The organism is Streptomyces sp. NPDC051913, assembly GCF_044593635.1.
Classification (GTDB): Bacteria; Actinomycetota; Actinomycetes; order Streptomycetales; family Streptomycetaceae; genus Streptomyces.
Map to the genome: position 1 here is coordinate 197,121 of NZ_JBIUCI010000004.1, position 26,363 is coordinate 223,483.

At 71.6% G+C, this 26,363-nt stretch carries 13 protein-coding genes; 10 read left to right on the top strand and 3 right to left on the bottom strand.

Annotation, left to right across the window (positions count from 1 at the left end; genetic code table 11):
• Positions 1-16 precede the first annotated feature (16 nt).
• Positions 17-946 carry a LysR family transcriptional regulator gene (locus ACIHIX_RS13560; RefSeq protein ID WP_399954275.1) on the bottom strand — a complete coding sequence of 310 codons (930 nt, stop codon included), beginning with the start codon at positions 944-946 and terminating at the stop codon, positions 17-19.
• Positions 947-996: 50 nt separating this feature from the next.
• Here ACIHIX_RS13560 and ACIHIX_RS13565 point away from each other — a divergent pair, with 50 nt between their 5' ends.
• Positions 997-1,692 (top strand): type 1 glutamine amidotransferase domain-containing protein, encoded by a 696-nt coding sequence (locus ACIHIX_RS13565; RefSeq protein WP_399954278.1) that lies wholly within the window; start codon positions 997-999, stop codon positions 1,690-1,692.
• 95 nt (positions 1,693-1,787) lie between these two features.
• Here ACIHIX_RS13565 and ACIHIX_RS13570 read toward each other — a convergent pair whose 3' ends face one another.
• Positions 1,788-4,055: a heavy metal translocating P-type ATPase gene (locus tag ACIHIX_RS13570; protein WP_399954281.1), complete on the bottom strand. Its 2,268-nt coding sequence runs from the start codon at positions 4,053-4,055 to the stop codon at positions 1,788-1,790.
• Between the two features lie 185 nt (positions 4,056-4,240).
• On the opposite strand from ACIHIX_RS13570, the gene ACIHIX_RS13575 reads away from it, so the two are divergent.
• The gene (locus tag ACIHIX_RS13575; protein ID WP_399954283.1) at positions 4,241-5,158 is read left to right on the top strand and encodes a hypothetical protein; all 918 of its coding nucleotides are present in this window, start codon (positions 4,241-4,243) and stop codon (positions 5,156-5,158) included.
• A 66-nt stretch (positions 5,159-5,224) separates the two neighbouring features.
• Here ACIHIX_RS13575 and ACIHIX_RS13580 read toward each other — a convergent pair whose 3' ends face one another.
• A complete protein-coding gene (locus ACIHIX_RS13580; RefSeq protein WP_399954286.1) occupies positions 5,225-6,172 on the bottom strand; it encodes a methionyl-tRNA formyltransferase in 948 nt (315 codons plus the stop codon).
• A gap of 168 nt (positions 6,173-6,340) precedes the next feature.
• Between ACIHIX_RS13580 and ACIHIX_RS13585 the strand changes: the two genes are divergently transcribed.
• The 8 genes from ACIHIX_RS13585 to ACIHIX_RS13620 all read left to right on the top strand — a co-directional run bounded on the left by ACIHIX_RS13585 (position 6,341) and on the right by ACIHIX_RS13620 (position 26,358).
• Positions 6,341-7,687: a lysine N(6)-hydroxylase/L-ornithine N(5)-oxygenase family protein gene (locus tag ACIHIX_RS13585; protein ID WP_399954289.1), complete on the top strand. Its 1,347-nt coding sequence runs from the start codon at positions 6,341-6,343 to the stop codon at positions 7,685-7,687.
• 46 nt (positions 7,688-7,733) lie between these two features.
• On the top strand, positions 7,734-8,792 hold the full coding sequence (locus tag ACIHIX_RS13590) for a FecCD family ABC transporter permease (RefSeq protein ID WP_399954292.1): 1,059 nt from the start codon (positions 7,734-7,736) through the stop codon (positions 8,790-8,792).
• Between the two features lie 14 nt (positions 8,793-8,806).
• Entirely contained in the window at positions 8,807-9,865 is a 1,059-nt protein-coding gene (locus tag ACIHIX_RS13595) for a FecCD family ABC transporter permease (protein ID WP_399954295.1), read from the top strand.
• 40 nt (positions 9,866-9,905) lie between these two features.
• Positions 9,906-10,766, top strand: coding sequence for an ABC transporter ATP-binding protein (locus tag ACIHIX_RS13600; protein ID WP_399954298.1), 861 nt, complete (start codon positions 9,906-9,908; stop codon positions 10,764-10,766).
• 71 nt (positions 10,767-10,837) lie between these two features.
• Positions 10,838-11,896 (top strand): iron-siderophore ABC transporter substrate-binding protein, encoded by a 1,059-nt coding sequence (locus tag ACIHIX_RS13605; protein ID WP_399954301.1) that lies wholly within the window; start codon positions 10,838-10,840, stop codon positions 11,894-11,896.
• A gap of 86 nt (positions 11,897-11,982) precedes the next feature.
• Entirely contained in the window at positions 11,983-13,734 is a 1,752-nt protein-coding gene (locus ACIHIX_RS13610; protein WP_399955582.1) for an ABC transporter ATP-binding protein, read from the top strand.
• 56 nt (positions 13,735-13,790) lie between these two features.
• Positions 13,791-24,671 (top strand): amino acid adenylation domain-containing protein, encoded by a 10,881-nt coding sequence (locus ACIHIX_RS13615; protein ID WP_399954304.1) that lies wholly within the window; start codon positions 13,791-13,793, stop codon positions 24,669-24,671.
• On the top strand, positions 24,658-26,358 hold the full coding sequence (locus ACIHIX_RS13620) for an ABC transporter transmembrane domain-containing protein (protein ID WP_399954306.1): 1,701 nt from the start codon (positions 24,658-24,660) through the stop codon (positions 26,356-26,358). Before ACIHIX_RS13615 ends, ACIHIX_RS13620 begins: the two co-directional genes overlap by 14 nt.
• Positions 26,359-26,363: the final 5 nt, after the last annotated feature.

The following is a 26,363-nucleotide window of genomic DNA, read 5'->3' on the forward strand; positions in this document are numbered from 1 at the left end:
CGGGCGCGACGCCTGACTACCGCGCCCGGGCGGCCCGCAGCAGATGGTCGCGTACGACGGCCACGTGCGGGTTGCCCGACACCCCGGGACGCTGCACCAGGAAGCCGGTGTTGATGGGCGGGTCCTCCGGATCGTGCAGCAGGACCAGCGCACCGGACGCCAGCTCGTCGGCACAGAGATAGCGGGGCAGCACCGAGAACCCCGTACCGCCTACGACCGCCGCCCTGACACCGTTCAGATCGGGCATCGTCACCGCGGGCTGACCAGTCAGGCGCTTGCCGAACACATGCCGCCAGTAGCGGCGCACGATCGGCAGGTCCTCGGCGTACGCGACCAGGGGGACGCCGTGCAACGCGGCGGCTCCCTCCGTCGCGATCCGTCCCGGGCCGCCGATCCGCCGCGCCCAGGCGACCCCGGTGACCAGCACGAACTCCTCGTCGTTGAGCGGCACCGAGGCCAGGGTCCGGCCGCGGGGCCGGAAGGTGGCGATCACCAGGTCGTGCCGGCCCGCGCGCAGATCGTCGAGGAGCGGCTCGGTCAGGCCGGGCGTGACGCGCAGTCGTACGCCCTTCTCCACGAGCGGTGCGATACCCGGCAGGACGGAACGGGTCAGGAACTCGGCGGGGCCGGCCAGGTGCACGGGTTCGGCCGGGGTGTCCTCCGGCTGGGCCACCGAGGCGAGCGCGTCCAGCGGTTCGACGACCCGCGCGGCCAGTTCGTCGGCGTAGGGCGCGGGCGCCACCCCGCGGGCGAGGCGCTCGAACAGCTCACGGTCCAGCTGCCGCTCCAGAGCGCGGATCTGTGTGGTCACCGTGGGCTGGGAGAGGCCGAGGAGACGGGCGGCGGCGGTGAAGGAGCCGGTGCGGTACACGGTCAGGAACGTGCGCAGCAGGTTCAGGTCCAGGGCGCCTCCGGCCGGGTGGTCATTGGATTCCCTATCTCTCATATATGTGAGCCTATTGGATTTCTATGGGTGGGCTGGCCTACGTTCGAAGCATGTCAAAGATCCTCTTCGTCATGACCGGCGCCGACCACTGGACCCTCGCCGACGGCACCCTCCACCCCACCGGCTTCTGGGCCGAGGAGGCCGTCGCCCCGTACCGGGCCTTCAAGGCCGCGGGACACGAGATCGTCGTCGCCACCCCCGGCGGGGTCGTCCCCACCGTCGACAAGGGCAGCCTCGCGCCCGAGTACAACGGCGGCCAGGAGGGCGCCGACCGTACCGCCGCCGCGCTCGCCGCGATGACCGAGCTTCAGCAGCCGGTCAAGCTCGCGGACGTCGACCTCGACGACTACGCCGCCGTCTTCTACCCCGGCGGCCACGGCCCCATGGAGGACCTGGCCGTCGACACCGCTTCCGGCGAGCTGCTGACCCTCGCCCTGGAGTCCGGGAAGCCCCTCGGCGTGGTCTGCCACGGCCCGGCCGCGCTGCTCGCCGCGGTGAAGGGCGACGGCACCAACTCCTTCGCCGGCTACCAGGTGGCCGCGTTCACCAACGACGAGGAGATCCAGGGCGGCCTCGCCGACAAGGCCAAGTGGCTGCTCCAGGACCGGCTCACCGAGGCGGGCGTACAGGTCCAGGTGGGCCAGCCGTGGGCCCCGAAGGTCGTCGTCGACCGCAACCTCGTCACCGGCCAGAACCCGGCGTCCTCCGCGCCGCTCGCGGACGAGCTGCTGAGGAAGTTGGGCTGAGAAGCCGGCCCGAGAAGCCGGCCCGAGAACAGAGATCGCAGCGCCCGCCGGTGTCATCCGGCGGGCGCCGCGTCGTCGCTGGGTGGTCCGGTCCCTCAGTCCGCCGCCTTGAACGACCGCAGCCGCAGCGAGTTCCCCACCACGAACACCGACGAGAAGGCCATGGCCGCTCCGGCGAGCATCGGGTTGAGCAGTCCGGCCGCGGCGAGCGGCAGGGCGGCCACGTTGTAGGCGAAGGCCCAGAACAGGTTGGACCGGATGGTGCCCAGGGTGCGCCTGGCCAGCCGGATGGCGTCCGCCGCCGCCCGCAGGTCGCCGCGGACGAGGGTCAGGTCACCGGCCTCGATCGCGGCGTCCGTGCCCGTGCCCATCGCGAGTCCCAGGTCGGCCCGGGCGAGGGCGGCCGCGTCGTTGACGCCGTCGCCGACCATGGCCACCGAACGCCCCTCGCTCTGAAGGCGCTTGACCACGTCGACCTTGTCCTGCGGCAGCACTTCGGCGATCACGTCCTCGGGCGCGATACCGACCTCGCGGGCGACAGCCTGCGCCACCGCCTCGTTGTCGCCGGTCAGCAGGACGGGTGTCAGGCCCAGTGCCCGAAGCCGGGTGATCGCCTCGGCGCTGGTCTCCTTGACCGCGTCCGCGACCTCCAGCACGGCCCGCGTCTCGCCGTCCCAGGCGACGGCGATCGCCGTACGACCGGACGCCTCGGCCTCGGACTTCGACCGCGCGAGCCGCTGGGGGAGTTCCATCGCCCACTCGCTCAGCAGCCGCTCCCGTCCCACCAGCACCGCGTGCCCGTCGACGATCCCCTGCACGCCCAGCCCCGGAACGTTCGCGAAGTCCTCGGGCGTCGGCAGCGAACCGAGCTTCCCCAGTGCCCCGTCGGCCACGGCGCGGGCGATCGGGTGCTCGGAGGCGTGCTCCAACGCGCCTGCCAGCCGCAGGACTTCGGCCGCGTCGGTGCTCTCGGTGGTGTGTACGGCCAGCAGCGTCATCCGGCCCGTCGTGACCGTGCCGGTCTTGTCGAGGACGATCGTGTCGACCCTGCGCGTGGACTCCAGGACCTCAGGACCCTTGATGAGGATGCCGAGCTGTGCGCCGCGCCCGGTGCCGACGAGCAGCGCGGTCGGCGTGGCCAGCCCCAACGCGCACGGGCAGGCGATGATCAGCACGGCGACCGCGGCGGTGAACGCGGCCGTCAGCCCGGCGCCGTTGCCCAGCCAGAAACCCAGGGTGCCGAGCGCTAGGGCGATCACGATCGGGACGAACACCGCGGAGATCCGGTCCGCGAGCCGCTGCGCCGCCGCCTTCCCGTTCTGCGCGTCCTCCACCAGCTGTGCCATACGGGCGAGTTGGGTGTCGGCGCCGACCCGCGTGGCCTCGACGACGAGACGTCCGCCGGCGTTGACCGTGGCACCGGTGACCGCGTCCCCCTGGGCGACCTCCACCGGCACCGACTCGCCGGTCAGCATCGAGGCGTCCACGGCCGAGGAGCCCTCGACCACCGTCCCGTCGGTGGCGATCTTCTCGCCGGGCCGCACCAGGAACCGGTCGCCTACCTTCAACTCGCCCACGGCAAGGGACCGTTCACGCCCGTCGCTCCCGATCACGGTCACGTCCTTGGCGCCCAGCTCCAGCAGCGCCCGCAGGGCGGCACCCGCCTTGCGCTTGGAGCGTGCCTCGAAGTACCGCCCGGCCAGGATGAAGGCGGTGACTCCGGCGGCGGCCTCCAGATAGATGTTGCCGGCGCCGTCACCGCGGGCGATCGTCAGCTCGAAGGGGTGCTTCATGCCCGGGGTGCCGGCGGTCCCGAAGAACAGCGCCCACACCGACCAGGTGAACGCGGCGAGCGTGCCCACCGAGATCAACGTGTCCATGGTCGCGGCGCCGTGCCGCGCGTTGGTGAACGCCGCCTTGTGGAAGGGCCATGCGGCGTATGTGACGACCGGCGCCGCCAGCGTCAGCGACAGCCACTGCCAGTACTCGAACTGGAGCGCAGGGATCATGGCCATCGCGACGACGGGAAGGGCGAGCAGCGCCGCGGTGGCCAACCGCTGCCGCAGCGTGCGCAGTTCGTCGTCCACGGGCTCGTCGTCCCCGGGTTCCTCGGGAGGTGACGGTTCCTGTGCGGTGTACCCGGTCTTCTCGACGGTCGCTATGAGGTCCTGTACGGAGACGTCACCGGCGTAGCTGACCTTGGCCTTCTCGGTGGCGCAGTTGACCGTGGCGGTCACCCCGTCCATGCGGTTGAGCTTCTTCTCGATGCGGGCGGCGCAGGAGGCGCAGGTCATGCCGCCGATGGCGAGCTCGACCTCGGAAGAGGCGGCTTCGGAGAGGGCTCCGGTCGCGGTGGTGGTCATCGCTGCTGCTCCTCGTGGGATGGATAGGGGGCGGGGGTATCTCCGCCATGGCCCAAGGTATACCTATGGGGGGTATCAAACACAAGCGGCTCCAGCGGTTGACTTTATACCCCCCAGGGGTATCGTCGACTGCGTTGAGGCGCCGTGACCGACGTTCGGCGGCCGTGATCACCGAGGAGCTGGCCATGCATGCAGGACTCAAGATCTCCGCGTTCGCCGCCGCGCTCGCCGCGACCTTCGGAACCGCGTACGGCGTGGGCAGGGGCATCGACCCGGTCGTCACGGAGAGTGCCCCCGCTTCCCATGGCGGTCACGAAGGAGGGGGCCACGAAGGAGGGGGTGAGGAGGCGGGGCACGAGGAGAGTCCGGCCGGCGGGCTCCAGATCTCCGAGGGTGGCTACACCCTCGATCTGAGGACCCCGAGCGTCACGGCCGGGCAGCGCGCCGAGCTGAGGTTCGCGATACGGGACGCGGCGGGCCGTGCCGTCACCGCGTACCAACGCGAGCACGACAAGGAACTCCACCTCATCGTCGCCTCACGCGACCTCGTCACCTACCGTCATCTGCACCCCACCCGGGCCGCCGACGGCACCTGGAGCATCCCCGTGTCCCTGCCCCGTGCGGGCGGCTACCGCGTCTTCGCCGACTTCACCCCGGCGAAGAAGGGGGCGGAGAACCTCGTCCTCGGCGCGGACCTGGCCGCCTCGGGCGCCTACGCGCCCCAGAAGCTTCCGGCCCCGAGCGGCATCGCCACCGTCGACGGCTACAAGGTCGCGCTGACCGGCGGCCTCACCCGGAACACCGCGACCGAGCTCAAGCTCAAGGTCACCCGCGACGGTCGCCCCGTCACCGACCTCCAGCCCTATCTCGGGGCCTACGGCCACCTGGTGGCCCTGCGCTCCGGTGACCTCGCCTACCTCCACGTCCACCCCAACGCCGGGACCGGGTCCGGCCCGGACATCTCCTTCACGGCCACCGCCCCGAGCGACGGAACGTACCGTCTGTTCCTGGACTTCAAGCACGAAGGCCAGGTCCGCACAGCGGCGTTCACGGTGCAGACCGGTGCGGGGCACGAGGAGGCCGAGGGTGGCCACGGCCACTGAACCGGACATGGGTCGGCCCGTCACTGCGCGCGCGGTGACGGGCCGTTGGGATCAAGTACCCCGATGTCAGGGCTGGTTGGTGAGATACCCGCCCATGCTGGTGAAGTACTCGGCCGCGGGCAGCTCCCGGCCGTCCTCGGTGCGCACGCGGGTGATGGCCAGCCCGTGGTTGCGGCCCGTGCGCGCGTCGGCCCCGGCGACGATGACGACACCCTCGCCCTCGCGGTAGAAGATCCGGCCGGGCGTCCCGCCGTACCGGCCCTCGGAGACGACCGAGGCGAGGACTTCGAGCCGCCTGCCCTTGTGGAAGGTGAACGCGCTCGGGTACGGCTCCGACTGGGCGCGCACCAGGCGTTCGAGGTCTTCCGCGGGCCACGTCCAGTCGATGCGGCTGTCCTCGATCGAGCGCTTGTGGAAGAAGCTGGCCTGCGAGCGGTCCTGCCGGGTGAACTCCGTCTGTCCGGAGGCGATGAGAGCGAGCGCGCCGGTGGTGACCGGGGCGATCAGGTCGACCGTGCGGTGGAAGAGGTCGGTGGCGGTGTCCCTCGGCCCGACCGGCACGGCTTCCTGGCGGACGATGTCGCCGGCGTCGAGCTCGTCGTTCATCAGGTGCGCGGTGACGCCCACTTCGGACTCGCCGTTGATCAGGGCCCAGATCAGCGGGGAGAAGCCGGCGTACTTCGGCAGCAGCGAGTCGTGCACGTTCAGCGTGCCGTACCGGGGCAGGTCGAAGATGCGCGGGGGGATCCACGTACGCCAGTTGTTGGCCACGATGATGTCCGGGTCGGCCTCCTCGAGGCGCGCGAACAGCTCGTCGTCGTCAGGGCGGTTGCGGATGACCACCGGCACGCCGTGCTCCTCGGCGAGGTCGGCGACCGAGTCGCTCCAGATCTTCTCGTAGGCGTGCTCGCTCTTGGGGTGGGTCACCACCAGGACCACGTCGTGCTCGGAGTCCAGCAGGGCGCGGAGGGTCCGGTGCCCCCAGGTCTGATAGCCGAACATGACGACCCGCATGCGGTTCCTCCTCGGAGCAGGGACTGACCGCCGTCAGTAAAGCAAGGCTTACCTAAGCGCACAACGGTGCACTGCCTATCGACAGTTGCACAGGATGAGCTTAGCCTTACCTAAGTTTTGGGCCGTCCCTCCGTAGGCGTGCCCATCCACCCGCGGGATGGGAGTGACATGGCACAGGCTCTTCCTGACGACGCATCACTGATCCACGACCTCATAGGAGTTGGCTTCGGCCCCTCCAACGTGGCCCTGGCGATCGCATTGAGCGAGCACAACGCACGCGTCGACCGGCAGGAGGGGATCAGCGCTCACTTCTTCGAGCAGCAGCCGAGCTTCGGCTGGCACCGCGGGATGCTGATCGACGACGCGACCATGCAGGTGTCCTTCCTCAAGGACCTGGTGACGCTCCGGAACCCGGCCAGCGAGTACAGCTTCCTCTGCTATCTGAAGAGCAAGGGGCGGCTGATCGACTTCATCAACCACAAGAACCTCTTCCCGCTGCGGGTGGAGTTCCACGACTACTTCGAGTGGGCCGCCGACCAGGTCGACGACATGATCTCGTACGGCCACGAGGTCGTCGCCGTCTCCCCGGTCCTCCGCGACGGCGTCGTCGACCATCTGGAGGTGACGGTCCGCTCGGCCGAGGGGCTCGCCCTGCACCGGGCCCGCAACCTCGTCATCGGCACCGGCCTGCGCCCGCTCATGCCGGAGGGCGTCGAGCGCACCGAACGCGTCTGGCACAACGCCGAACTTCTCGGCAAGGTCGAGGAGTTGGACGGCGCCGCCCCGGCCCGGTTCGTCGTCGTCGGCGCCGGACAGAGCGCCGCCGAGAACGTCGCCTATCTGCACCGCCGCTTCCCCGGGGCCGAGGTCTGCGCCGTCTTCTCCCGCTACGGCTACAGCCCCGCCGACGACAGCAGCTTCGCCAACCGGATCTTCGACCCCGACGCGGTCGACGAGTACTTCGCCGCCCCGGACGACGTCAAACGGCAGCTCATGGAGTACCACGGAAACACCAACTACTCCGTGGTGGACATCGACCTGATCGACGACCTCTACCGGCAGATGTACCAGGAGAAGGTGCTCGGCACCGAGCGGCTGCGCTTCCTCAACGTCTCCCGTCTCGTCGGCGTCGAGGAGAAGCCCGACGGGGTGCGCGCCACGGTCAAGTCCCTCGTCACCGGGGAGGAAACGCTCCTGGACGCCGACATCGTGGTCTTCGCCACCGGCTACAGCCCCGCCGACCCGCAGGGCCTCCTGGGGGAGGTCGCCGACCTCTGCCTGCGCGACGACGAGGGCCGGCTGCGCGTCGAACGCGACTACCGCATCGCCACCCGCCCCGAACTCCGCTGCGGCATCTACCTCCAGGGCGGCACCGAGCACACGCACGGCATCACCTCGTCCCTGCTCTCCAACACCGCCATCAGGGTCGGCGAGATCCTCGACTCGGTCCTCAAGAACGCCACCGACGAGGCCCGTCCGATCGTCGACGGGATCGGCAGCCCCGCCGCCCGCTGACCACAGCCGCTCAACCGGTTCGATCAAAGGGATAACGTACGTCCACATGGGCATGACCGCAGTCGAGCGCGCCGCGCCCAGAGCCTCAACACCAGCCCGTAGGCGGCGAGTTGTGGGTCTGGGTGCTCTGATGGCGATCCTCGTGATCACGGCGGCGGTGTCGCTGGCCGTCGGTGCGCGCGCGTTGAGTCCCGCCGAGGTGTGGCACGGGCTGTTCGCGGCGCCGGAGGCCGATCAGCGGCTCACCGAGATCCGGCTCATCGTCCGGACGGTCCGGGTGCCCCGGACGGTGCTCGCCGTGGTGGCGGGCATCGCCCTGGGCGTCGGCGGGGCGCTGATCCAGGGCCACACCCGCAACCCGATCGCCGACACGGGCCTGTTGGGGGTGAACGCGGGCGCGTCCTTCGCGGTGGTCTCGGCGATCACCTTGTTCGGGCTCACCAACCCCTTCCAGTACGTCTGGTTCGCCTTCCTGGGCGCGGCGGTCGCCGGTGTCGTCGTCTTCGGCCTCTCCAGCCTGGGCCGGGGCGCCGGCAACCCGCTGACGCTCGCCCTGGCGGGACAGGGCGTCGCGGTGTTCCTCGCCGCGATGACCACGGCGATCGCGCTCACCGACCAGGCCGCGCTGAACGCGCTGCGGTTCTGGAACGCCGGGTCCGTGGCGGGGGTCGGCTTCGGTGTCATCTGGCCGGTGACCGCGTTCATCGCCGTCGGCCTGGTCCTGGCGCTCAGCACGCTGCCGGCCATCAACCTCCTCAACCTCGGCGACGACGTGGCCCGGGGACTCGGCGTGAACATCGCGCTGAGCCGGACCGTCGGCATCCTCGCCATCACCCTCCTCGCGGGCGCGGCGACGGCGGCGTGCGGCCCCATCGCCTTCCTCGGGCTGATGGTCGCCCACGTGGCCCGGTACCTGACCGGCCCCGACTACCGCTGGCTGGTGCCGTACGCCGGACTGCTGGGCGCGATCGTGCTGCTGGTGTGCGACATCGTGGGGCGGCTCGTGGTCCGGCCGGGCGAACTGGACGCCGGGGTCGTCGTCGCCCTCCTCGGCGCCCCGTTCTTCGCGGCGCTGGTGTGGCTCGGAAAGTTCAAGAACGCGTGAACGGGGCGGAGTCGATGAGCGCGGAGCCGAAGACGGCGGTGCTGCCGGGCGTACGGCTGGGCCGGGTGTCGTTCGTGTGGCGTCCCTGGCTCGTGGCCGTCACCCTGCTGCTGGCCGCGGCGGCCTTCCTGCTGTTCTGTCTCTCCATCGGCATCGGTGACTTCCCCATCGGGCTGCCCCAGGTGATCGCCACGATCTTCGGCCACGGCGAGCCGGTCGACGAGTTCGTCATCATGGACCTGCGGCTGCCGCGGGCCCTGGCCGGACTCGTCGTCGGGGTCGCCCTCGGGGTGTCCGGGGCGATCACCCAGTCCATCGCGCGCAATCCGCTGGCCAGCCCGGACGTCCTCGGGATCACCTCGGGCGCCGGGGCGGTCGCCGTCTTCCTGGTGACGGTGTCGGGCGGCACCGCCGCGGCGATCGTGGACTCCGTCGGGCTCTCGGCGGCGGCTCTCGGCGGCGGCCTCGGCACCGGGCTGCTGGTGTACTTCCTGGCGTGGCGGCGCGGCCTCGACGGCTTCCGGCTCATCCTCATCGGTATCTCCGTGACCGCCGTGATGGAGGCGATCACCACCTGGCTGCTGGCCACGGCCGACATCAGGGACGTGGCCCGGGCCCAGGCATGGCTGGTGGGCTCGCTGGACGACCGCGGCTGGGGCGAGGTGTGGACGGCCCTGTGGTGCACGCTCGCCCTGCTCGCCGTCGTGTCGTGCGTGGCCTTCCAGTTCAAGCCGCTGCACTTCGGTGACGAGGTCGCGGCGGGGCTGGGCGTCCGGTACGCGCGCGTGCGGGCGGTCATGCTGCTGTGCGCGGTCCTGCTGGCCGGCGCGGCGGTGAGCGCGGCCGGCCCGGTCCCGTTCGTCGCGCTGGTCGCGCCGCAGGTGGCGCTGCGACTGACCCGCTGCCCGACGCCGCCGCTCGCGGCCTCGGGGCTGGTCGGGGCGCTGCTGCTGATCGGTGCCGACCTGGTCGCCCGCACCGCGTTGCCGGTCGGCCTGCCGGTCGGTGTGGTGACCGCCGCGATCGGCGGGCCGTTCCTCGTCTATCTGCTGGTGCGGGCCAACGTCCGGTAGATGATGGGAGAGTTAGGTAAGCCTAAACGTAGGGGGCCTCGTGGTCGCTCAGGACATCACCCGGGTCGAGTCCGCCGTCGCGCAGGTCGCACGGCTGACGGCCGAGGACGTCACGGTCGGATACGGCGGCCGGACCGTCATCGACGGGCTCGACGTGACGGTGCCGCCCGGGGCGATCACGACGATCATCGGCCCCAACGGCTGTGGCAAGTCGACCCTGTTGAGGACGCTGTCGAGGCTGCTGAGGCCGACCCGGGGCACGGTCCTGCTGGACGGCGACGACATCGTCCGGCTCAGGACCCGGGACGTGGCGAAGAAGCTCGGCCTGCTGCCGCAGACGCCGGTCGCGCCCGAGGGGCTCACCGTGGCCGACCTGGTCGCCAGGGGCCGGCATCCGCACCAGAGCTGGCTGCGGCAGTGGTCCTCGGACGACGACGCCGTGGTGGCAAGGGCGTTGGCCATGACCGGCGTCTCCGACCTCGCCGACCGTCCCGTCGACACCCTGTCCGGCGGGCAGCGGCAGCGCGTGTGGATCTCGATGACCCTGGCCCAGGGCACTGATCTGCTGCTGCTGGACGAACCGACCACCTACCTCGACCTGGCGCACGCGATCGACGTCCTCGACCTGGTCGACGATCTGCACGAGGCGGGCTGCACCGTCGTGATGGTGCTGCACGACCTCAACCTGGCCACCCGCTACAGCGACAACCTCGTGGTGATGAAGGAGGGCGCCATCCTGGCGCAGGGGCACCCGCGGGACGTCGTCACCACCGAGCTGCTGCACGAGGCGTTCGGACTGCGCGCCATGGTCGTCGACGACCCGGTGGGGGACCGTCCGCTGATCGTGCCGATCGGCCGCACCCAGGTTCGGTCCAACTACCGGGGAAAGAGCGGCAGTTAGGCTAGGCTAACCTCATCTTTATGGGTAAGGTTTGCCTGCCCTTAGAACCGTGCGAAGGCAAGGGATGGCTGATGCTCCTCCGTAGAACGACGCTCACCAGGCCCTGGCGGCGGCTGGCGACCACGGTGTCCGCCTTGGGCCTGACCGTCGGCCTTCTCGCGGGATGCGGCTCCGACTCCTCCGACGAGCCGACCGACGACAACGCCTCGGCCACCGCCGCCGCGGGCGCCTTCCCGGTCACGGTGGAGCACGCCTTCGGCACCACCACGATCACCAAGGCCCCCCAGCGGGTCGTCTCCGTCGGCTACACCGACGACCAGACCGTCCTCGCCTTCGGCATCAAGCCCGTCGGCATGGTCGACCAGTACCCCAACCCGGCGGGGCAGAGCCCCGACATCAACACCCAGTGGCCCTGGGTCAAGGACAAGTGGGGCGACACCAAGCCCGAGGTCATCATGGCGAACGGTGACTCCGGCCCCAACTACGAGAAGATCGCGGCCCTGCGCCCGGACCTGATCATCGCGGTCTACTCCGAGATCGACCAGGCCGCCTACGACAAGCTCTCCAGGATCGCGCCGACGGTCGGCCGTACCAAGGCCGAGAAGGAACCCTTCAGCGCGCCCTGGCAGGACAACGCCCTCCACATCGCCAAGGCGCTCGGCAAGGCCGAGGAGGGCGAGAAGTTGGTCCAGGACATCCAGGGTCAACTGGACACCGCCAAGAAGGAACACCCCGAGTTCGCCGACCAGAAGGCCGTCGCGCTGTCCTGGTACGAGAACTCGGTCGCGCCCTTCACCTCCACCGACGTCCGTGGCCGCCTCGTGTCCGGCATCGGCTTCACGTACCAGACGGAGATCGACAAGGTCGCGGGCGGCAGCTTCTACACCAAGCTCTCCCCGGAACGCGTCGACCTCGTCGACGTCGACCACATCTTCGTCATCAACGACAAGGCCGACACCGAGGCGCTGAAGAAGTTCAAGCTCTTCGCCAACCTCGACGCCGTGAAGAAGGGCAACGTGTCCTATCTGCTGGACAGCGAGGGCCCGGCGGTCGGCGCGGCCATCTCCCAAGGCACCCTGCTGTCGATGCCGTACGCCATCGACGAGCTCGTCAAGTCGGCGGCCGGGTAGGTGTGAGCACCACCGAGACGCACGACACCGAGACGCACGACACCGGTGCACCCGCCACCGACGACCCGCGCGCCGCACCGGCGGCGCTGCGGACCACCACCGGCCGTGAGGCCGCCCGCTGGGTCGTGGCCCACTGCCGCGAGCTGCCCTGGCTGACGGCCGCCACCGTGATCGCCTCGGTGGTGGGGGCGGCGCTCCAGGTGCTTCCGGTGCTGCTGCTCGGCCAGGTGGTCGACGGGGTCGTGGCGGGGGAGTCCCGCTCGGTGCTGGTCAGGATCGGCGGGGTGATGGTGGCCGCCGCCCTGCTCGGCGCGGTGGCCACCGCGGCCTCGACGTATCTGATCGGACGGCTGGGCGCGGATCTGCTCGCGAAGCTGCGGGAGTCGGCCGTACGCGCGGTGCTCGGGATGCCGAGCGCACGGATCGAACAGGTCGGCCGGGGCGATGTGCTGTCCCGGGTCGGCGACGATGTCGCCGTGCTCTCCCGGGGCATCCGGATGGCCGTGCCCACCGTGTTCTCGGCGGGTGTGCTGGTCGTCATCGCCACGGCCGGCATGTTCGGCCTCGACTGGCGGCTCGGGCTGGCCGGGGCCGGCGCCCTGCCCGCGTACGCCCTGGCCCTGCGCTGGTACCTCCCGCGCTCCGCCCCGCTCTACCGAAAGCAGCGCGCGGCCCAGGCCGACCGTGCCCAGGCGCTGATCAGTGGTCTGAACGGGATCGACACGGTCCGCGCGTACCGTCTCGAAGAGGCCTTCCGGGAGAAGGTCACCCATGAGTCGCGGCGGGTGCGCGACCTGGGCATCGAGGTGTTCCACTTCTTCGGCCGGTTCGTGGGCCGGGAGAACCGCGCCGAGTTCATCGGGCTCACCCTCATCCTCGGTGTCGGATACGCCCTGTTGGAGGCCGACGCGGCCACCCTGGGCGAGGTGTCGGCGGCCCCGCTGCTGTTCCACCGGCTGTTCGTCCCGCTCGGGATGATCATGTTCACCTTCGACGAGGCGCAGAAGTCGGGCGCGAGCCTGACCCGGCTGGTGGGGGTGCTGGGGGAGGAGGCGGAGGACCGGCTGGTGGGCGACGAGGCCGTGGCGCCGGCCGGTTCCGCGTCGTACGCGGTGTGTGTGGAGGGCGTGACCTTCGCCTACCCCGGCTCCGAGGAGCCGGTCCTGAGAGACGTCAACCTGTCCATTCCGGCGGGGAGTTCGCTCGCGCTGGTGGGCGCCACCGGCGCGGGCAAGACCACGCTGGCCGCGCTCGTCGCGGGCATCGGCACCCCGCAGGCCGGGACGGTGCGCATCGGACCGACCGACCTGGCGGGCCTCGACGAGGCCGGGGCGCGCGCCCTGGTGAGCCTGCTGACCCAGGAGACCCATGTGTTCTCCGGTCCGCTCGCCGAGGATCTGCGGCTGGCCGCGCCGCGGGCGAGCGACGCGGAGTTGGCCGACGCGCTGCGCACGGTCGGCGCGGCGGGGTGGGTCGAGGCGCTGCTCGAGGGGCTGAGCACGCCGGTCGGCGAGGGCGGCGAGCGGCTCGACGTCACCAAGGTCACGCAGATCGCCCTGGCGCGGCTGGTGTTGGGCCGCGCGCCGGTGGTGGTGCTGGACGAGTCGACCGCCGAGGCCGGCAGTGAGGGCGCCGCCGAACTGGAGCGGGCCGTGCTGGCCGCGTGCGCGGGCCGGACCACGCTCTTCGTGGCCCACCGGCTGACCCAGGCGATGGCGGCCGACCGGATCGCCGTGCTGGACGCGGGGCGCGTGGTCGAGCAGGGGACCCACGAGGAGCTCGTGGCGCTGGACGGCCGGTACGCACGGCTGTGGCAGGCCTGGCGAGAAAGCAGTTGATGAACTTAGCTTAGGCTGGCCTAACTTTCATGTTGTGGAAGGGTGCTGAGTCTTCGATGATGGAACCGCGCGCTCGTCTCGTACCGCTGTCCTTCGACCGACTGACCGAGTTGCGCCGACGCACCGGCGACCACTCCGACCGGACCCTCGCCGAGGCCTGCGCCATCGCCCTGGCGTACTGGGCGACCCGCCGGAGTCCCGACGGCATCGACCTCACCGACGGCACCCTGTTCGCCGATGTCGTCGGCTGGGTCGACAACGGTGGTACCGAACAGGGGAGTTGGCGGGACTCGGACGGCAGCTGGGACATCGCCGTCCCGGACGGCGTCGAGGTCGCCGACGCCCGGCTCGCCCTGGAGGACCTGGTCGACTTCCCGGACCGCCCGCTCGGCACCGTGGGCCCCTCCAGCGTGGCGGCCCGGCTCGCGGCACTGGCCGACTGGAACGCGACCGACGCCGACCGGGACCGGCCGACCCTGGTGGAGATGTTCCACGAACAGGCCCGCGCCAGGCCGGACGCCATCGCCGTCATCGACGAGCACCGCACCCTGACCTACCGTCAAGCAGCCGCGCTTTCGAACCAATTGGCCCACCACCTCATCGAACGGGGCCTGACCGCCGAGCAGATCGTCGGCATCTCTCTCGGCCGCTGCGCCGACATGGTGATCGGGCTCCTCGGCGTGCTCCAGGCCGGATGCGCGTTCGTGCCGCTCGACCCGCAGTGGCCCGCCGCACGCCGGGCCGTCGTCATCGAGGACGCAGGCGTCGTCCTCCAGCTCAACGCCACCGGCGAACACACCCCGGGCGAACCGGAAGCCGTGCCCGTGGACCTCGGCGACTGGCGCTACGGCGACCACCCCACCGAGGGCACCGGGATCGCCGTCCCCGGCACCGCGCTGGCCTACGTGATCTTCACCTCGGGCTCCACCGGCCGCCCCAAGGGCGCGATGATCCGCCACGAGGCCATCAGCGAACGCCTGTTGTGGCAGGTCCACCAGATCCTGGGCTTCGGCCACGACGACGCCTCGCTGTTCAAGGCGCCACTCTCGTTCGACATCTCCATCAACGAGATCTTCCTGCCCCTGGTGTCCGGCGCCCGGCTGGTGATCCTGCGCCCCGGCGGCGAACGCGACCCCCATCACCTGCTCAGCGTCATCGCCGAACACCGTGTCACCTTCACCTACCTGGTCTCGTCCATGCTGGACGTCCTCCTCGACATCGCGGGCGACTCCGGGCAGTTGGACAGCCTGCGCCACGTCTGGTGCGGCGGCGAGGTGCTCACCCCGGAGCTCTACGAACGGTTCCGCACCCAGCTCGACATCCCCATGTACCACGGCTACGGACCCGCCGAGACGACCATCGGCGTCTCCCACGTCATCTACCGCGGAGCCGCCGAACGCCTGTCGACCTCCATCGGCAAGGCCAACCCCAACACCCGGCTGTACGTCCTCGACGACGAACTGCGCCCCGTCCCCGTCGGAGTGGGCGGCGAACTCTACGTCGGCGGATTCCTGCTGGGCCGCGGATACGTGAACGCGCCCGGCCTCACCGCCTCCCGCTTCGTCGCCGACCCCTTCGCCACCGACGGCTCCCGCCTCTACCGCACCGGCGACCTCGCCCGCTACGCCCCCGACGGATCACTGGACTTCCTCGGCCGCGCCGACAACCAGATCAAGATCCGCGGCATGCGCCTGGAGATCGAGGACGTCGAGATCGGCCTCGCGGAACACCCGGGCGTACGGCACACCTGTGTCGTCGCCAGGAAGAACTCCGCGGGCGGCACCTATCTCGTGGGATACGTCATCCCGGCCGCCGGCAGCGAAGGGCTGCGCGCCGACGACGTCAGGGCCTGGGCCGCCGTCCACATGGTCGAGTACATGGTGCCCGCCCATGTCGTCGTGCTGCGGGAGTTCCCGCTGACGGCCAACGGCAAGCTCGACCGCAACGCCCTGCCGGAACCGGAGACCGCGACCGGCCCGCTCGTCCCGCCCGCAACCGACGAGGAACGCCTGGTCGCCCGGGCCGTCGCCGCCGTGCTGCGTCTCGACGACATCGGCGCCGACCAGGACTTCTTCGAGCTCGGCGGCGACAGCATCCTGGCGATCTCCCTGCTGAGCGCGCTGCGCGCCGAGGGCCTCCATGTCACGGCCCGGCAGATCTTCACCCACAGCACGGTGAGGGCGCTGGCGGCGGTGGCGAGCCGCGAGAACGTCTCCACCCTCGACCACCGCGACGTCCCCACCGGCACCGTGGTGGGCTCGCCCGTCGTGCAGTGGCTCGGCGAGACGACGGACGCGATCGACGGCTTCGTGCAGTCGGTGGTCCTCAACACCCCGGCCGACCTCACCTCCGACGCCCTCGACCAACTCCTCACCGCAGTCGTACGGCACCACCCCGTGCTGCGCGCCCGGCTGGTGCGCGGCGACCGCTGGAGCTTCGACATCCCCGAGCCGGACGGGGCCGGCGCGGACCCGCTGGAGAGCGACCGACCGCTGGAGGAGTGCGTCGCGCTCGCCACGGCGGGACTCGACCCCGACAACGGCGTCATGCTGCGGGCCGTGTGGCGCCGCCCCGCACGGCAGTTGGTCCTCGCCGCCCACCACACCGTGGTCGACGGCGTCTCCTGGCGCGTCCTCATGGAGGACCTGGGCACGGCATGGCGGCAGCTCGCCTCCGGCGCCCCGATCGCACTGCCCCCGACGGGCACGTCGTTCCGCCGCTGGACCCAGCTGCTGGAGCGCGCGGCCTTCGACGCCGACAGCTCCTACTACTGGCGACCGCTGCCGGGGGACGACCACCTGCTGGGCAGGCGTGCCCTGTCGCCGACCGACACCGTCGCCGGCGAGCGGCTGCACACCGTCTCCGTCGGCCCGGAGGTCACCGCCGCCCTGCTCGGCGAGATCCCCGCCAAGTTCCACGCCGGAGTCAACGACGTACTCCTGACCGCCCTCGCGGTCACCCTCGCCCGTTGGCGCCACGAGCGGGGCCAGGACCAGACGTTCGCGCACATCGAGCTGGAAGGGCACGGCCGGGAAGGCCACTTCGTGGCGGAAACGGCCGGCTTCGAGCCCGAACTGGCCCGCACCGTCGGCTGGTTCACCACCCTGTTCCCGGTGCTCGTCGACCCCGGCCGCACTACCGACTTCACCGCGCCCGACTACCTGGCCACCGCCCTCAAGGCGGTCAAGGAAGACCTCGCCCGGGTGCCGGACAACGGCGTCTCCTACGGCGCCCTGCGCTATCTGACCCACACCGAGTTCGACGCCCCCGCACCCCAGGTGCTCTTCAACTACCTGGGCCGCTTCGACGCGGGCGCAGCGGGCGACTGGCAACTCTCGGGCACCACCGGCCAGTTGGGTGAACGGCGTGACCCCGCCATGCGCCTCCCACGTGCCCTGGAGTTCAACGCGATCGCCGAACCCGCCCCGACCGGCGGCGCGTACGAACTCGTCACCACGATCTCCTGGCCCGACGGCATGTTCACCGACGAGGACATCACGGCGATCGGCGACTGGTTCCGTACGGCCCTCGCCGGACTCGCGGCGCTCGACCAGGGCGGCCACTCGCCCAGCGACTTCGACCTGGTGCCGCTCACCCAGGCCGACGTCGACGCCCTCGATGGCCCCGCACTGCGGGACATCCTGCCCCTCACCCCGCTACAGGAAGGCCTGTACTTCCACTCGGTCTTCGACGACGACTCGAAGGGCGCCTACGTCGAGCAGCAACTCCTCACCCTGGAAGGCGAGGTGGACCCCGACCGGCTCGCGACGGCGGCCACCCGGCTGCTCACCCTCTACCCCAACCTGGCCGCACGGTTCGTGTCCCTCGCCGACGGCCGTGTGGTCTCCGTACTGGAGGGCGGCGTCGAGGCGCCGTTCACCACGCTGGACCGCCCCGGCATCACCGACGACGAGATCCACGCGTACGCCGAGCGCGACCGACGCGCCGGGTTCGACCTGGCCAGGGGACCGCTCATGCGGTACACGCTCATCCGGCAGGGTGCCGGGCGCAGTGTCCTGGTGCAGACCGTGCACCACGTCATCGCCGACGGCTGGTCCGTACCGCCGATGCTCCGCGCCCTGCTCGCCGAGTACCACGCGCCGGGCACGACGTACCCGCTCGGCGGCTTCCCCGACTATGTGCGCAGGCTCGCCGAGCGGGACGAGGAGGAGAGCGACCGGGTGTGGCGCGTCCAGCTCGCCGAGCTGCCCGGCCCCTCCCTCGTCGCCGAGGGCCACACCCCGTCCGAGCGCTTCGCCGACACCTCCCGCACACCGGCCGAGGACATCGACACCGCCGCCCGGTCGGCGGGCGTCCCGCTCAGCGTGGCCGTGCACAGCGCCTGGGCGGTGACCCTCGGCGGCATCCTGCACGGCACGGACGTGGTGTTCGGCTCCACCGTGTCCGGGCGCGACGTGGACGTGCCCGGCATCGAGAACATGGTCGGCCTGTTCATCAACACCATCCCGGTACGCGCCCGTTGGACCGCCGCGACCACCTCGCGCGAGCTGCTCGCCGCGGTCCGCGAACACCAGAGCGCCGTGCTCCCGCACCAGCACGTCTCACTCGCGAGGATCGGCCGCGAGGCGGGCGCGGGCCCCCTGTTCGACACCTTGGTCGTCTTCGACGTGGCGACCGACCTCGACGCCCTGCGCGGCCCCGCCGACCAGCTGACCGTCACCGGGATCGTCAACGAGGGCGCCCCGCACTACCCGTTGACCCTGGTCGTGGAGCGCACCCTCGACGGCCGCCCCCGCTTCAACCTGATCCACGACCGCGATCTCCTCCAGGAGGCCGGCGCCCAGGCCGTCCTGCGCACCTTCGAGGCGGCCCTCACCGGCCTGCTCACCCGGCCGGACGCCCCGATCGCCGACCTGGCCGACGCGAGCACGCGGCTCCCCGCCCGGATCACCCCGACCACCCTGGGCGCCCTCTTCGACGCCGCGGCCCGACACGACCCGGCCGCCACCGCCGTCACCCAGTGCGCCCTCGACGGCGACACGCGGTCCCTGACCTACGCCGAACTAGCCGTTCAGAAAGACGAGTTGGCGACGGCGTTGGCCGCCGCCGGGGTCGGTCCCGGTAGTCGGGTCGCCGTCGCCGTGCCGCGTTCCCTGGAGCAGGTCGTGGCCCTGGTCGCCGTCGTCAGCGCGGGCGGCGCCTATGTGCCGCTGGACCTGGCCTATCCCGACGAGCGCCTGGAGTACATCCTCGCCGACGCCGCCCCGCAGGTCGTCCTGGTGGAGAAAGGTCAGCGGGAGCGTTTCACGCGGCTGGTGGCACGGGCGGGAGTGCGAGCCCGGGTGCTCGTCCAGGGCGACGAACTGCCGCAAGCGGCTGTCGAGTCCGAGGCGGGTTGGCGCGATCCCGCCTACGTGATCTACACCTCCGGATCGACGGGCAGGCCCAAGGGCGTCGTCGTCCCGCACTCCAGTGTGGTGACCCTCCTCGCCAACACCCGGTCCGACATGGCCTTCGGCCCGGACGACGTGTGGGTCCAGTTCCACTCCTACTCCTTCGACTTCGCCGTCTGGGAGCTGTGGGGCGCGCTGGCGCACGGCGGCGAGCTGCTCGTGCCGGAGTACGGCCTGACCCGCTCCCCGGTCGACTTCCACCGGCTGGTCCGCCAGCGCGGGGTCACCGTGCTCAACCAAACCCCCTCGGCCTTCTACCAGTTCATCGAGGCCGACCGGCAGGCCGGCGCACCGCTCCCCGCGCTGCGCCGGATCGTCTTCGGCGGCGAGGCACTCGACCTCGGACGCCTGCGCGGCTGGGTCGACCGGCACGGCACCGGCTCGCCCGAGCTGGTCAACATGTACGGCATCACCGAGACCACGGTCCACGTCACCCACCGGATGCTGACCGACGACGACTTCCGGACCGGCGCCGAGGCCAGCCCCATCGGCGGCCCGATCCCCGGCCTCACCACCTACCTCCTCGACGAACGGCTCCGACCGGTACCGCCGGGGCGTGTCGGCGCCATCTACGTCGCCGGTGACCAGGTGTCCCTCGGCTACCTGGGCAGGCCCGGGCTCACGGCGGGGAGGTTCGTGGCGGACCCGTTCGCGGGCGACGGCTCCCGCATGTACCACACGGGCGATCTCGCCCTCCGCAGCCTGGACGGCGAGCTGGAGTTCGTCGGCCGCGCCGACGACCAGGTCCAACTCAAGGGCTTCCGCGTCGAGGTGGGCGAGGTGGAGGCGGCGATCCGGGAGCTCGACGGAGTGACCGACGTGGCCGTCACCGTGGCCCCCACCGGCGATCACCTGGTCGCGCACCTCGTGGGCCGGATCCCCGGCGACCTCACCGCCCTGCTGTCGGCGAAGCTGCCCGCGTTCATGGTGCCGGGCCGGGTGCTGCCGGTCGCGGCGCTGCCGCTGACCGTCAACGGGAAGCTGGACCGAAAGGCCCTGACCGAGTCCGCACAGGACACCTCTCCCGCCGCGAGCGACGCCACGCTAGCTGCCCTGGTCGACATCTTCGCCGCGACCCTGCCCGGCTCCCGAGTCGACGGTGACACCGACTTCTTCACGGCCGGCGGGGACAGCATCGTCGCCATCACCGTGATCAACCGGGCCCGGGCACTGGGCCTGCCCATCGCACCCCGGGACGTGTTCCTGCTCCGGACGCCACGCGCCCTCGCCGAGCATCTCGGCACCCGCGCCGCACCGGAGCGGCCCGCACCCGTCCGCCGGGGGGACGGCCCGATACCGCCGACGCCGATCATCCTGCGCCAGCGCGAACTGGGCGGCTCCCTGGCCCGGTTCGCGCAGGCCCGCACCCTGCGCGTCCCCGAGGGCATCGGACACGCCGACATCGAGCGCGCCGCGAACACCGTCGTGGCCGCCCACCCGACGCTCCGGCTGCGGCTCCGCGCCGAGCACGGCGTCTGGACGCTCGGCACCGAACCCGACCGCGAGATCACCGTCGTACGCCAGGACACGACCGCCGCCGACGCGACCACCGCGGCGAACGAGGCCGCAGGCCGTCTCGACCCCGCGTCCGGTGAGGTCATCGCGTTCGCGTGGCTGGAGCCGGCCCGCACCCTGGTGGTCACCGCGCACCACCTCGCCGTCGACGCCGTGTCCTGGCTGATCCTGCTGGACGATTTGGCGACCGCCCTGCGCGGGGACCCCCTGGCGCCCCCCACCACCTCGTTCGCCGAGTACGCCGAGGCCCTGGCGCTGGGGTCCGCCCACCAGGTCGACGGCCTCGGGCACTGGCTCACCGCACTCCAGGCGCCCGCGCTGCTGCCCGAGGTCCGCGGCCTCCGCGAGACCACCGCCGTCCTCGCCCCCGAGGTCAGCGACCGCGTCACCCGTACCGCTCCCACGGCCCTCGGCGTCGGTCTCACCGAGTTGCTGTGCGGCGCCCTGCGCGCCGCGCTCACCCGCGTCCAGCCGACCCCGACCGACCTCGCCATCGACCTGGAGCGGCACGGCCGGGTCCCCGCCCTGGAACACCACGACTACACCCGCACGGTCGGCTGGTTCACGGCCATCGCCCCCGTACGGCTCACCGCCCACACCGACCCGGTCGCGGCGGCCCACGAGGTGGCCGCACGCCGGCCGGAGGAGCGGGCGCACCTCTCCTACGGTCAACTCCGCTATCTCAACCCGCAGTCGGCCCCGCTGCTGACCGCCCGCCCGCAGGTCCTGTTCAACTACCTCGGCCGTGGCAGCGAGTCGCAGGCACTGCACATCACGGGCGACGGCCAAGGCAGTCCCTACGCCGTCGAGGTCAACGCCTGGCTGGACGAGGCCACCGGCAGTCTGCGCGCGGAGTTCACCCTCGCCGAAGGCATCTCCGACGACATCGCCGGCCACTGGCTGGACGCCCTGGAGGCCATCGCCGAGGCGTCGGCGACAGCCGAGCGCACGGCCCCGGTCACGCCGCTGCAACGCGGCCTGTTCTTCCAGGCCCAACTGGCGGGTCCCGCCGGACACTACGTCGCCCAGAGCTGGTTCACCTTCGACCGGCGGCTGGACACCGACGCGCTGGCCGAGGCGATGGCACACGTCATCGCACGCCATCCGGTCGTGGGCGCCGGGTTCACCACCGACGACGACGGCAACCCGGTCCAGGTGCTCAAGGCCGGGCGGCGGGTCCCGGTGCGGACGGTCGAACCGGCCACGGACGCCGAGGTGGACGCCCTGCGGGCCCGGGACCGCGACACGGGCTTCGACCCCGGAGAGCCACCGCTGATCCGGCTGACCGTGGTGCGGCTGCCCGACGGGCGGGACGGACTGCTCCTCAGCTATCACCTGCTGCTGTGGGACGGCTGGTCCCGGGAGATCGTGCTGCGCGACCTCTTCGACGCGTATCAGGCCGCCGTCGCGGGCGAGTTGACGGCTGCGGTCCTGGCTGTGCCCAGCTTTGAGGAGCATGCGCGGGCGCTCGACGCCAAGGACACCGCCGTGTCCGAACGCTTCTGGGCCGGGCGCCTGGCGGGCCTGTCCGGTCCCACGCTGCTCGCCGGGGCGGCGCCGGCTCTGTCGGACGATCTGCCGGGCACCCTCGTACACACGGTCTCCGCCGAACTGTCGGAGCTGTTGCGGGACGCGGCGAGGACCCACGGGGTCACGCTGAACTCGGTACTGACCGGGGCGTTCGGGCTGCTGCTGGGTGCGCGCACGGGGCGTGCCGACGCCGTGTTCGGGGTGACCGTCTCCGGGCGGGAGGGGGAGGGGCTGGAGGACGTCGTCGGCGTGCTCCTCAACACCGTGCCGATGTGGACGCGGGCGCGACCCGACGACACGGTCGGGGAGTACCTCGCCGGTGTGCAGGCGGCCCGGGTCGCGGCGATGGAGCACGAGCACCTCGGCCTCGGCGAGATCCAGCGGGCCAGCGGCCACGACACCCTGTTCGACAACCTGTTCGTGTTGCAGAACTTCCTGGACCTGGACGCCCTCGCCGAGATGAACGCCCGGCACGGGATCACCTCGGTGCGGGCCGACGACTCCACGCACTATCCGTTCACCTGGGTGGTCACACCCGGCGACCGGCTCACGGTCAAACTGGAGCATCGCGACGAGGACAGCGCGGGTGCGCGGCGGCTGCTCGACGAGTATCTGCGGGTGCTGGAGGACGTGGCCCGCTCGACCGGACCGATCGGGGCGTTGCCGGGACTGGGGCCGGTTCCTGTGCCCGGGGAGCGGACGGACGTCGGCACGGACACCGTCGTCGACCGGTTCGACCGGGCGGCGGACCGGGCACCTGAGCGGGTGGCGCTCGTCGCCCACGGCGCGCGGATGACCTTCGCCGAGTTGCGGGACCGCAGCCGTGAGGTGGCCGGGGCGCTCGCCGGGCGCGGGATCGGGCCGGAGACGACCGTGGGCCTCGCGATCCCGCGCTCCCTGGACTCGATCGTGGCCCTGTTCGCCGTACTGCGCGTCGGCGCCGCCTATGTGCCGCTGGAGCTGGACCACCCGGACGAACGGATCGCGGCGATCGTCGAGGACGCCCGCCCGGACGTCATCCTCACCGTGAGCGCGGTGGCGCCCCGGCTGACCGGTGACCTCGTCGAACTGGACCGGCCGCTGCCCGAGGCCGAGCCGTTCGTGACGTTCGCCCCCGACGACCCCGACCGGCTGCGGCACCCCGCGTACACGATCTACACCTCTGGTTCCACGGGGAAGCCCAAGGGGGTGGTGACCGAGTACGCCGGGCTCACCAACATGCTGATCAACCATCAGCGCCGTATCTTCGAACCGGTGCTGGCCGAGCACGGACACCGAGTTTTCCGGATCGCCCACACCGTGTCGTTCGCGTTCGACATGTCGTGGGAGGAGCTGCTGTGGCTCGCCGACGGGCATGAAGTGCACATCTGCGACGAGGAGTTGCGCCGCGACGCGCCCCGGCTCGTCGCCTACTGCCTGGAGCACGCCATCGACGTCGTCAACGTGACCCCGACCTACGCCCAACAGCTCGTCAGTGAGGGCCTGCTGGACGATCCTGAACGGCGTCCCCCGCTGGTGCTGCTGGGCGGCGAGGCCGTCACCCCGACGCTGTGGCAGCGGCTCGCCGACACCGAGGGCACCGTCGGCTACAACCTGTACGGGCCCACCGAGTACACCATCAACACCCTCGGCGTCGGCACCTTCGAGTGCCAGGACCCGGTGGTGGGCGTCGCCATCGACAACACCGACGTCCACGTCCTCGACCCCTGGCTGCGGCCCCTGCCCGACGGCGTCCCCGGCGAGCTGTACGTGGCGGGCATCGGCATCGCCCGCGGCTACCTCGGCCAACCGGCCCAGACCGCGCACCGCTTCGTGGCCTGCCCGTTCGGCGCACCCGGCGAGCGCATGTACCGCACCGGCGACCTGGTCGTCCGGCGGCCCGACGGAAACCTGATGTACCTCGGCCGCACCGACCAGCAGGTCAAGATCCGCGGCCATCGCGTCGAACTGGGCGAGGTGGAGGCCGTGTTCGCGGCCCACCCGGCGGTGCGCTTCGTCGCCGCCGTCGCCCAGGCCGACCCCCAGGTCGACGGCGCCCACCGGCTCGCCGCCTATCTGGTCCTGGCAGGAGCCGAGTTGGCGACGGTGGCCGCCGAAGTGGGCGCCGGCCTGCCGGACTTCCTGCGCCCGACCCATTACGCCCAGGTCGACAGCATCCCGCTCACCGTCAACGGGAAGGCCGACACCAAGGCGCTCCCGGAGGCCAAGCCGCTGGGCGCGCTGACCACGGCGGGGGAACGCGGCCCGCAGACCGAGACCGAGAACGTGGTGTGCGAGTACTTCGCCGAGGCACTGGACCTGGACGACGACGAGGTGAGCGCGGTGGGAGACTTCGTGTCCCTGGGCGGACACTCCATGCTGGCGGTACGGCTGATCGGGCTGCTCCGCCGGGAGTTCGGCCCGGTGATCACCATCCGAGACCTGTTCACCCTGCGCACCCCGGAAGCGATTGCCCGCCACCTCGATGACCAGTCCTGACGCCCAGGCGCCCCGCTCCGGGGCCGACATCCTCCGCATCGCCCTGCGCCGCAACGTCGGCGCCATGACCCGGGGCACCGTCCTCATGGGCCTGTACCAGGCCGGTGAGACGGCGTTCCCGATCGCGCTGGGACTGATCGTCGAGCACGCCCTGCGGCATCGAAGCCCCGGCGCGCTCGGGCTGTCGATCGCCGCTCTGGCAGTGATCGTCACGACCGTGTCGCTGTCGTGGCGGTACGGAATGCGCGTTCTGCAGAAGGCCAACACGAGCGAGGCCCACCGCTGGCGGGTCCGGGTCGCGGCGTGCGGACTCCAGCCGGTGGCCCGGGACGTCGACCTCAAGTCCGGCGAGGTGCTGACCATCGCCACCGAGGACGCCGACCAGACCGCCGACATCATCGAGGTGGTGCCGCTGCTGATCAGCTCGCTGGTCGCGGTCCTGGTCGCCGCCGTCGCGCTGGGCCTGGCCGACCTCAGGCTCGGCCTGCTGGTGATCGTGGGCACCGTCGCGATCCTGTCGATCCTGAGCGTGCTGTCGAAGCGCATCGGCGACAGCACCCAGGAACAGCAGGCCCGGGTCGCGCGGGCCGGCGCGAAGGTCGCCGACCTGATCACCGGCCTGCGCCCGCTGCACGGCTTCGGCGGCAACCACGCGGCGTTCCGCTCGTACCGCCAGGTCAGCACCGAGGCCAGGCACCAGGCGGTCACCGTGGCCAAGGTCAACGGCGCCTACGCGGGCGCCGCGCTCGCCCTCAACGCGCTCCTCGCCGCCGCCGTGACCCTGACGGCGGGGTGGCTGGCGTTCGAGGGCCGCATCACCATCGGTGAGCTCGTCATGGCGGTGGGGCTCGCCCAGTTCATCATCGAACCCCTCAAGCTCTTCTCCGAGATGCCCAAGTACGTGATGATCGCGCGCGCCTCCGCGGAACGCATGGCACTGGTGCTGACGGCCCCACCGGTCACCACCCCCGGCCTCGCACGCCCGGCCGCCGGAGCGGACCTGGAGATCGACGGCGTCCGGTACGGCACCCTGCGCGAGCTCAAGTTCCGGGTCGCCGCCGGTGAGTTCGTGGCGATCGCCGCCTACCAGCCGCGCGCCGCGGCCGACCTCGCCGCGGTCCTCGCGCTGCGCGTCCCGCCCGACGCGTACGAGGGGGCGGTCCGGCTCGGCGGGCAGGAGCTGGCGGAGCTGTCGGTGGAGGCGGTCCGCGAGCTGCTGCTGGTGAACCCGTACGACGGCGAGATCTTCGCCGGCACCCTGCGCACCAACATCGACCCCTCGGGCGCCAGCCGTACCGTCCCCGAGGCCGTCGAGGCGTCCCTGCTCACCGATGTCGTGGCCCTTCACCGGGAGGGCCTCGACCACGCCGTCCGTGACCGGGGCGCGAACCTCTCCGGCGGTCAGCGCCAACGCCTGTCCCTGGCCCGCGCGTTGGCCGCCGACACCGACATCCTGGTCCTGCACGACCCGACGACCGCCGTCGACGCGGTCACCGAACAGCTCATCGCCCGCAACCTCGCGGGGCTCCGCCGAGGACGCACCACGGTCGTCCTCACCAGCAGCCCCGCCCTGCTGGACGCCGCCGACCGCGTCCTCGTCCTCGCCGACGGCGCCGTCACGGCCGAGGACACCCACCGCAACCTGCTGGCCACGGACGCGGGCTACGGCGCGGCGGTGGCCCGATGAACAGG

Excerpts from the sequence above, each read along its gene's own strand:
- ACIHIX_RS13560 (WP_399954275.1), bottom strand. The coding sequence starts at position 946 with ATGAGAGATAGGGAATCCAATGACCACCCGGCCGGAGGCGCCCTGGAC.
- ACIHIX_RS13565 (WP_399954278.1), top strand. The coding sequence starts at position 997 with ATGTCAAAGATCCTCTTCGTCATGACCGGCGCCGACCACTGGACCCTC.
- ACIHIX_RS13570 (WP_399954281.1), bottom strand. The coding sequence starts at position 4,055 with ATGACCACCACCGCGACCGGAGCCCTCTCCGAAGCCGCCTCTTCCGAG.
- ACIHIX_RS13575 (WP_399954283.1), top strand. The coding sequence starts at position 4,241 with ATGCATGCAGGACTCAAGATCTCCGCGTTCGCCGCCGCGCTCGCCGCG.
- ACIHIX_RS13580 (WP_399954286.1), bottom strand. The coding sequence starts at position 6,172 with ATGCGGGTCGTCATGTTCGGCTATCAGACCTGGGGGCACCGGACCCTC.
- ACIHIX_RS13585 (WP_399954289.1), top strand. The coding sequence starts at position 6,341 with ATGGCACAGGCTCTTCCTGACGACGCATCACTGATCCACGACCTCATA.
- ACIHIX_RS13590 (WP_399954292.1), top strand. The coding sequence starts at position 7,734 with ATGGGCATGACCGCAGTCGAGCGCGCCGCGCCCAGAGCCTCAACACCA.
- ACIHIX_RS13595 (WP_399954295.1), top strand. The coding sequence starts at position 8,807 with ATGAGCGCGGAGCCGAAGACGGCGGTGCTGCCGGGCGTACGGCTGGGC.
- ACIHIX_RS13605 (WP_399954301.1), top strand. The coding sequence starts at position 10,838 with ATGCTCCTCCGTAGAACGACGCTCACCAGGCCCTGGCGGCGGCTGGCG.
- ACIHIX_RS13615 (WP_399954304.1), top strand. The coding sequence starts at position 13,791 with ATGATGGAACCGCGCGCTCGTCTCGTACCGCTGTCCTTCGACCGACTG.
- ACIHIX_RS13620 (WP_399954306.1), top strand. The coding sequence starts at position 24,658 with ATGACCAGTCCTGACGCCCAGGCGCCCCGCTCCGGGGCCGACATCCTC.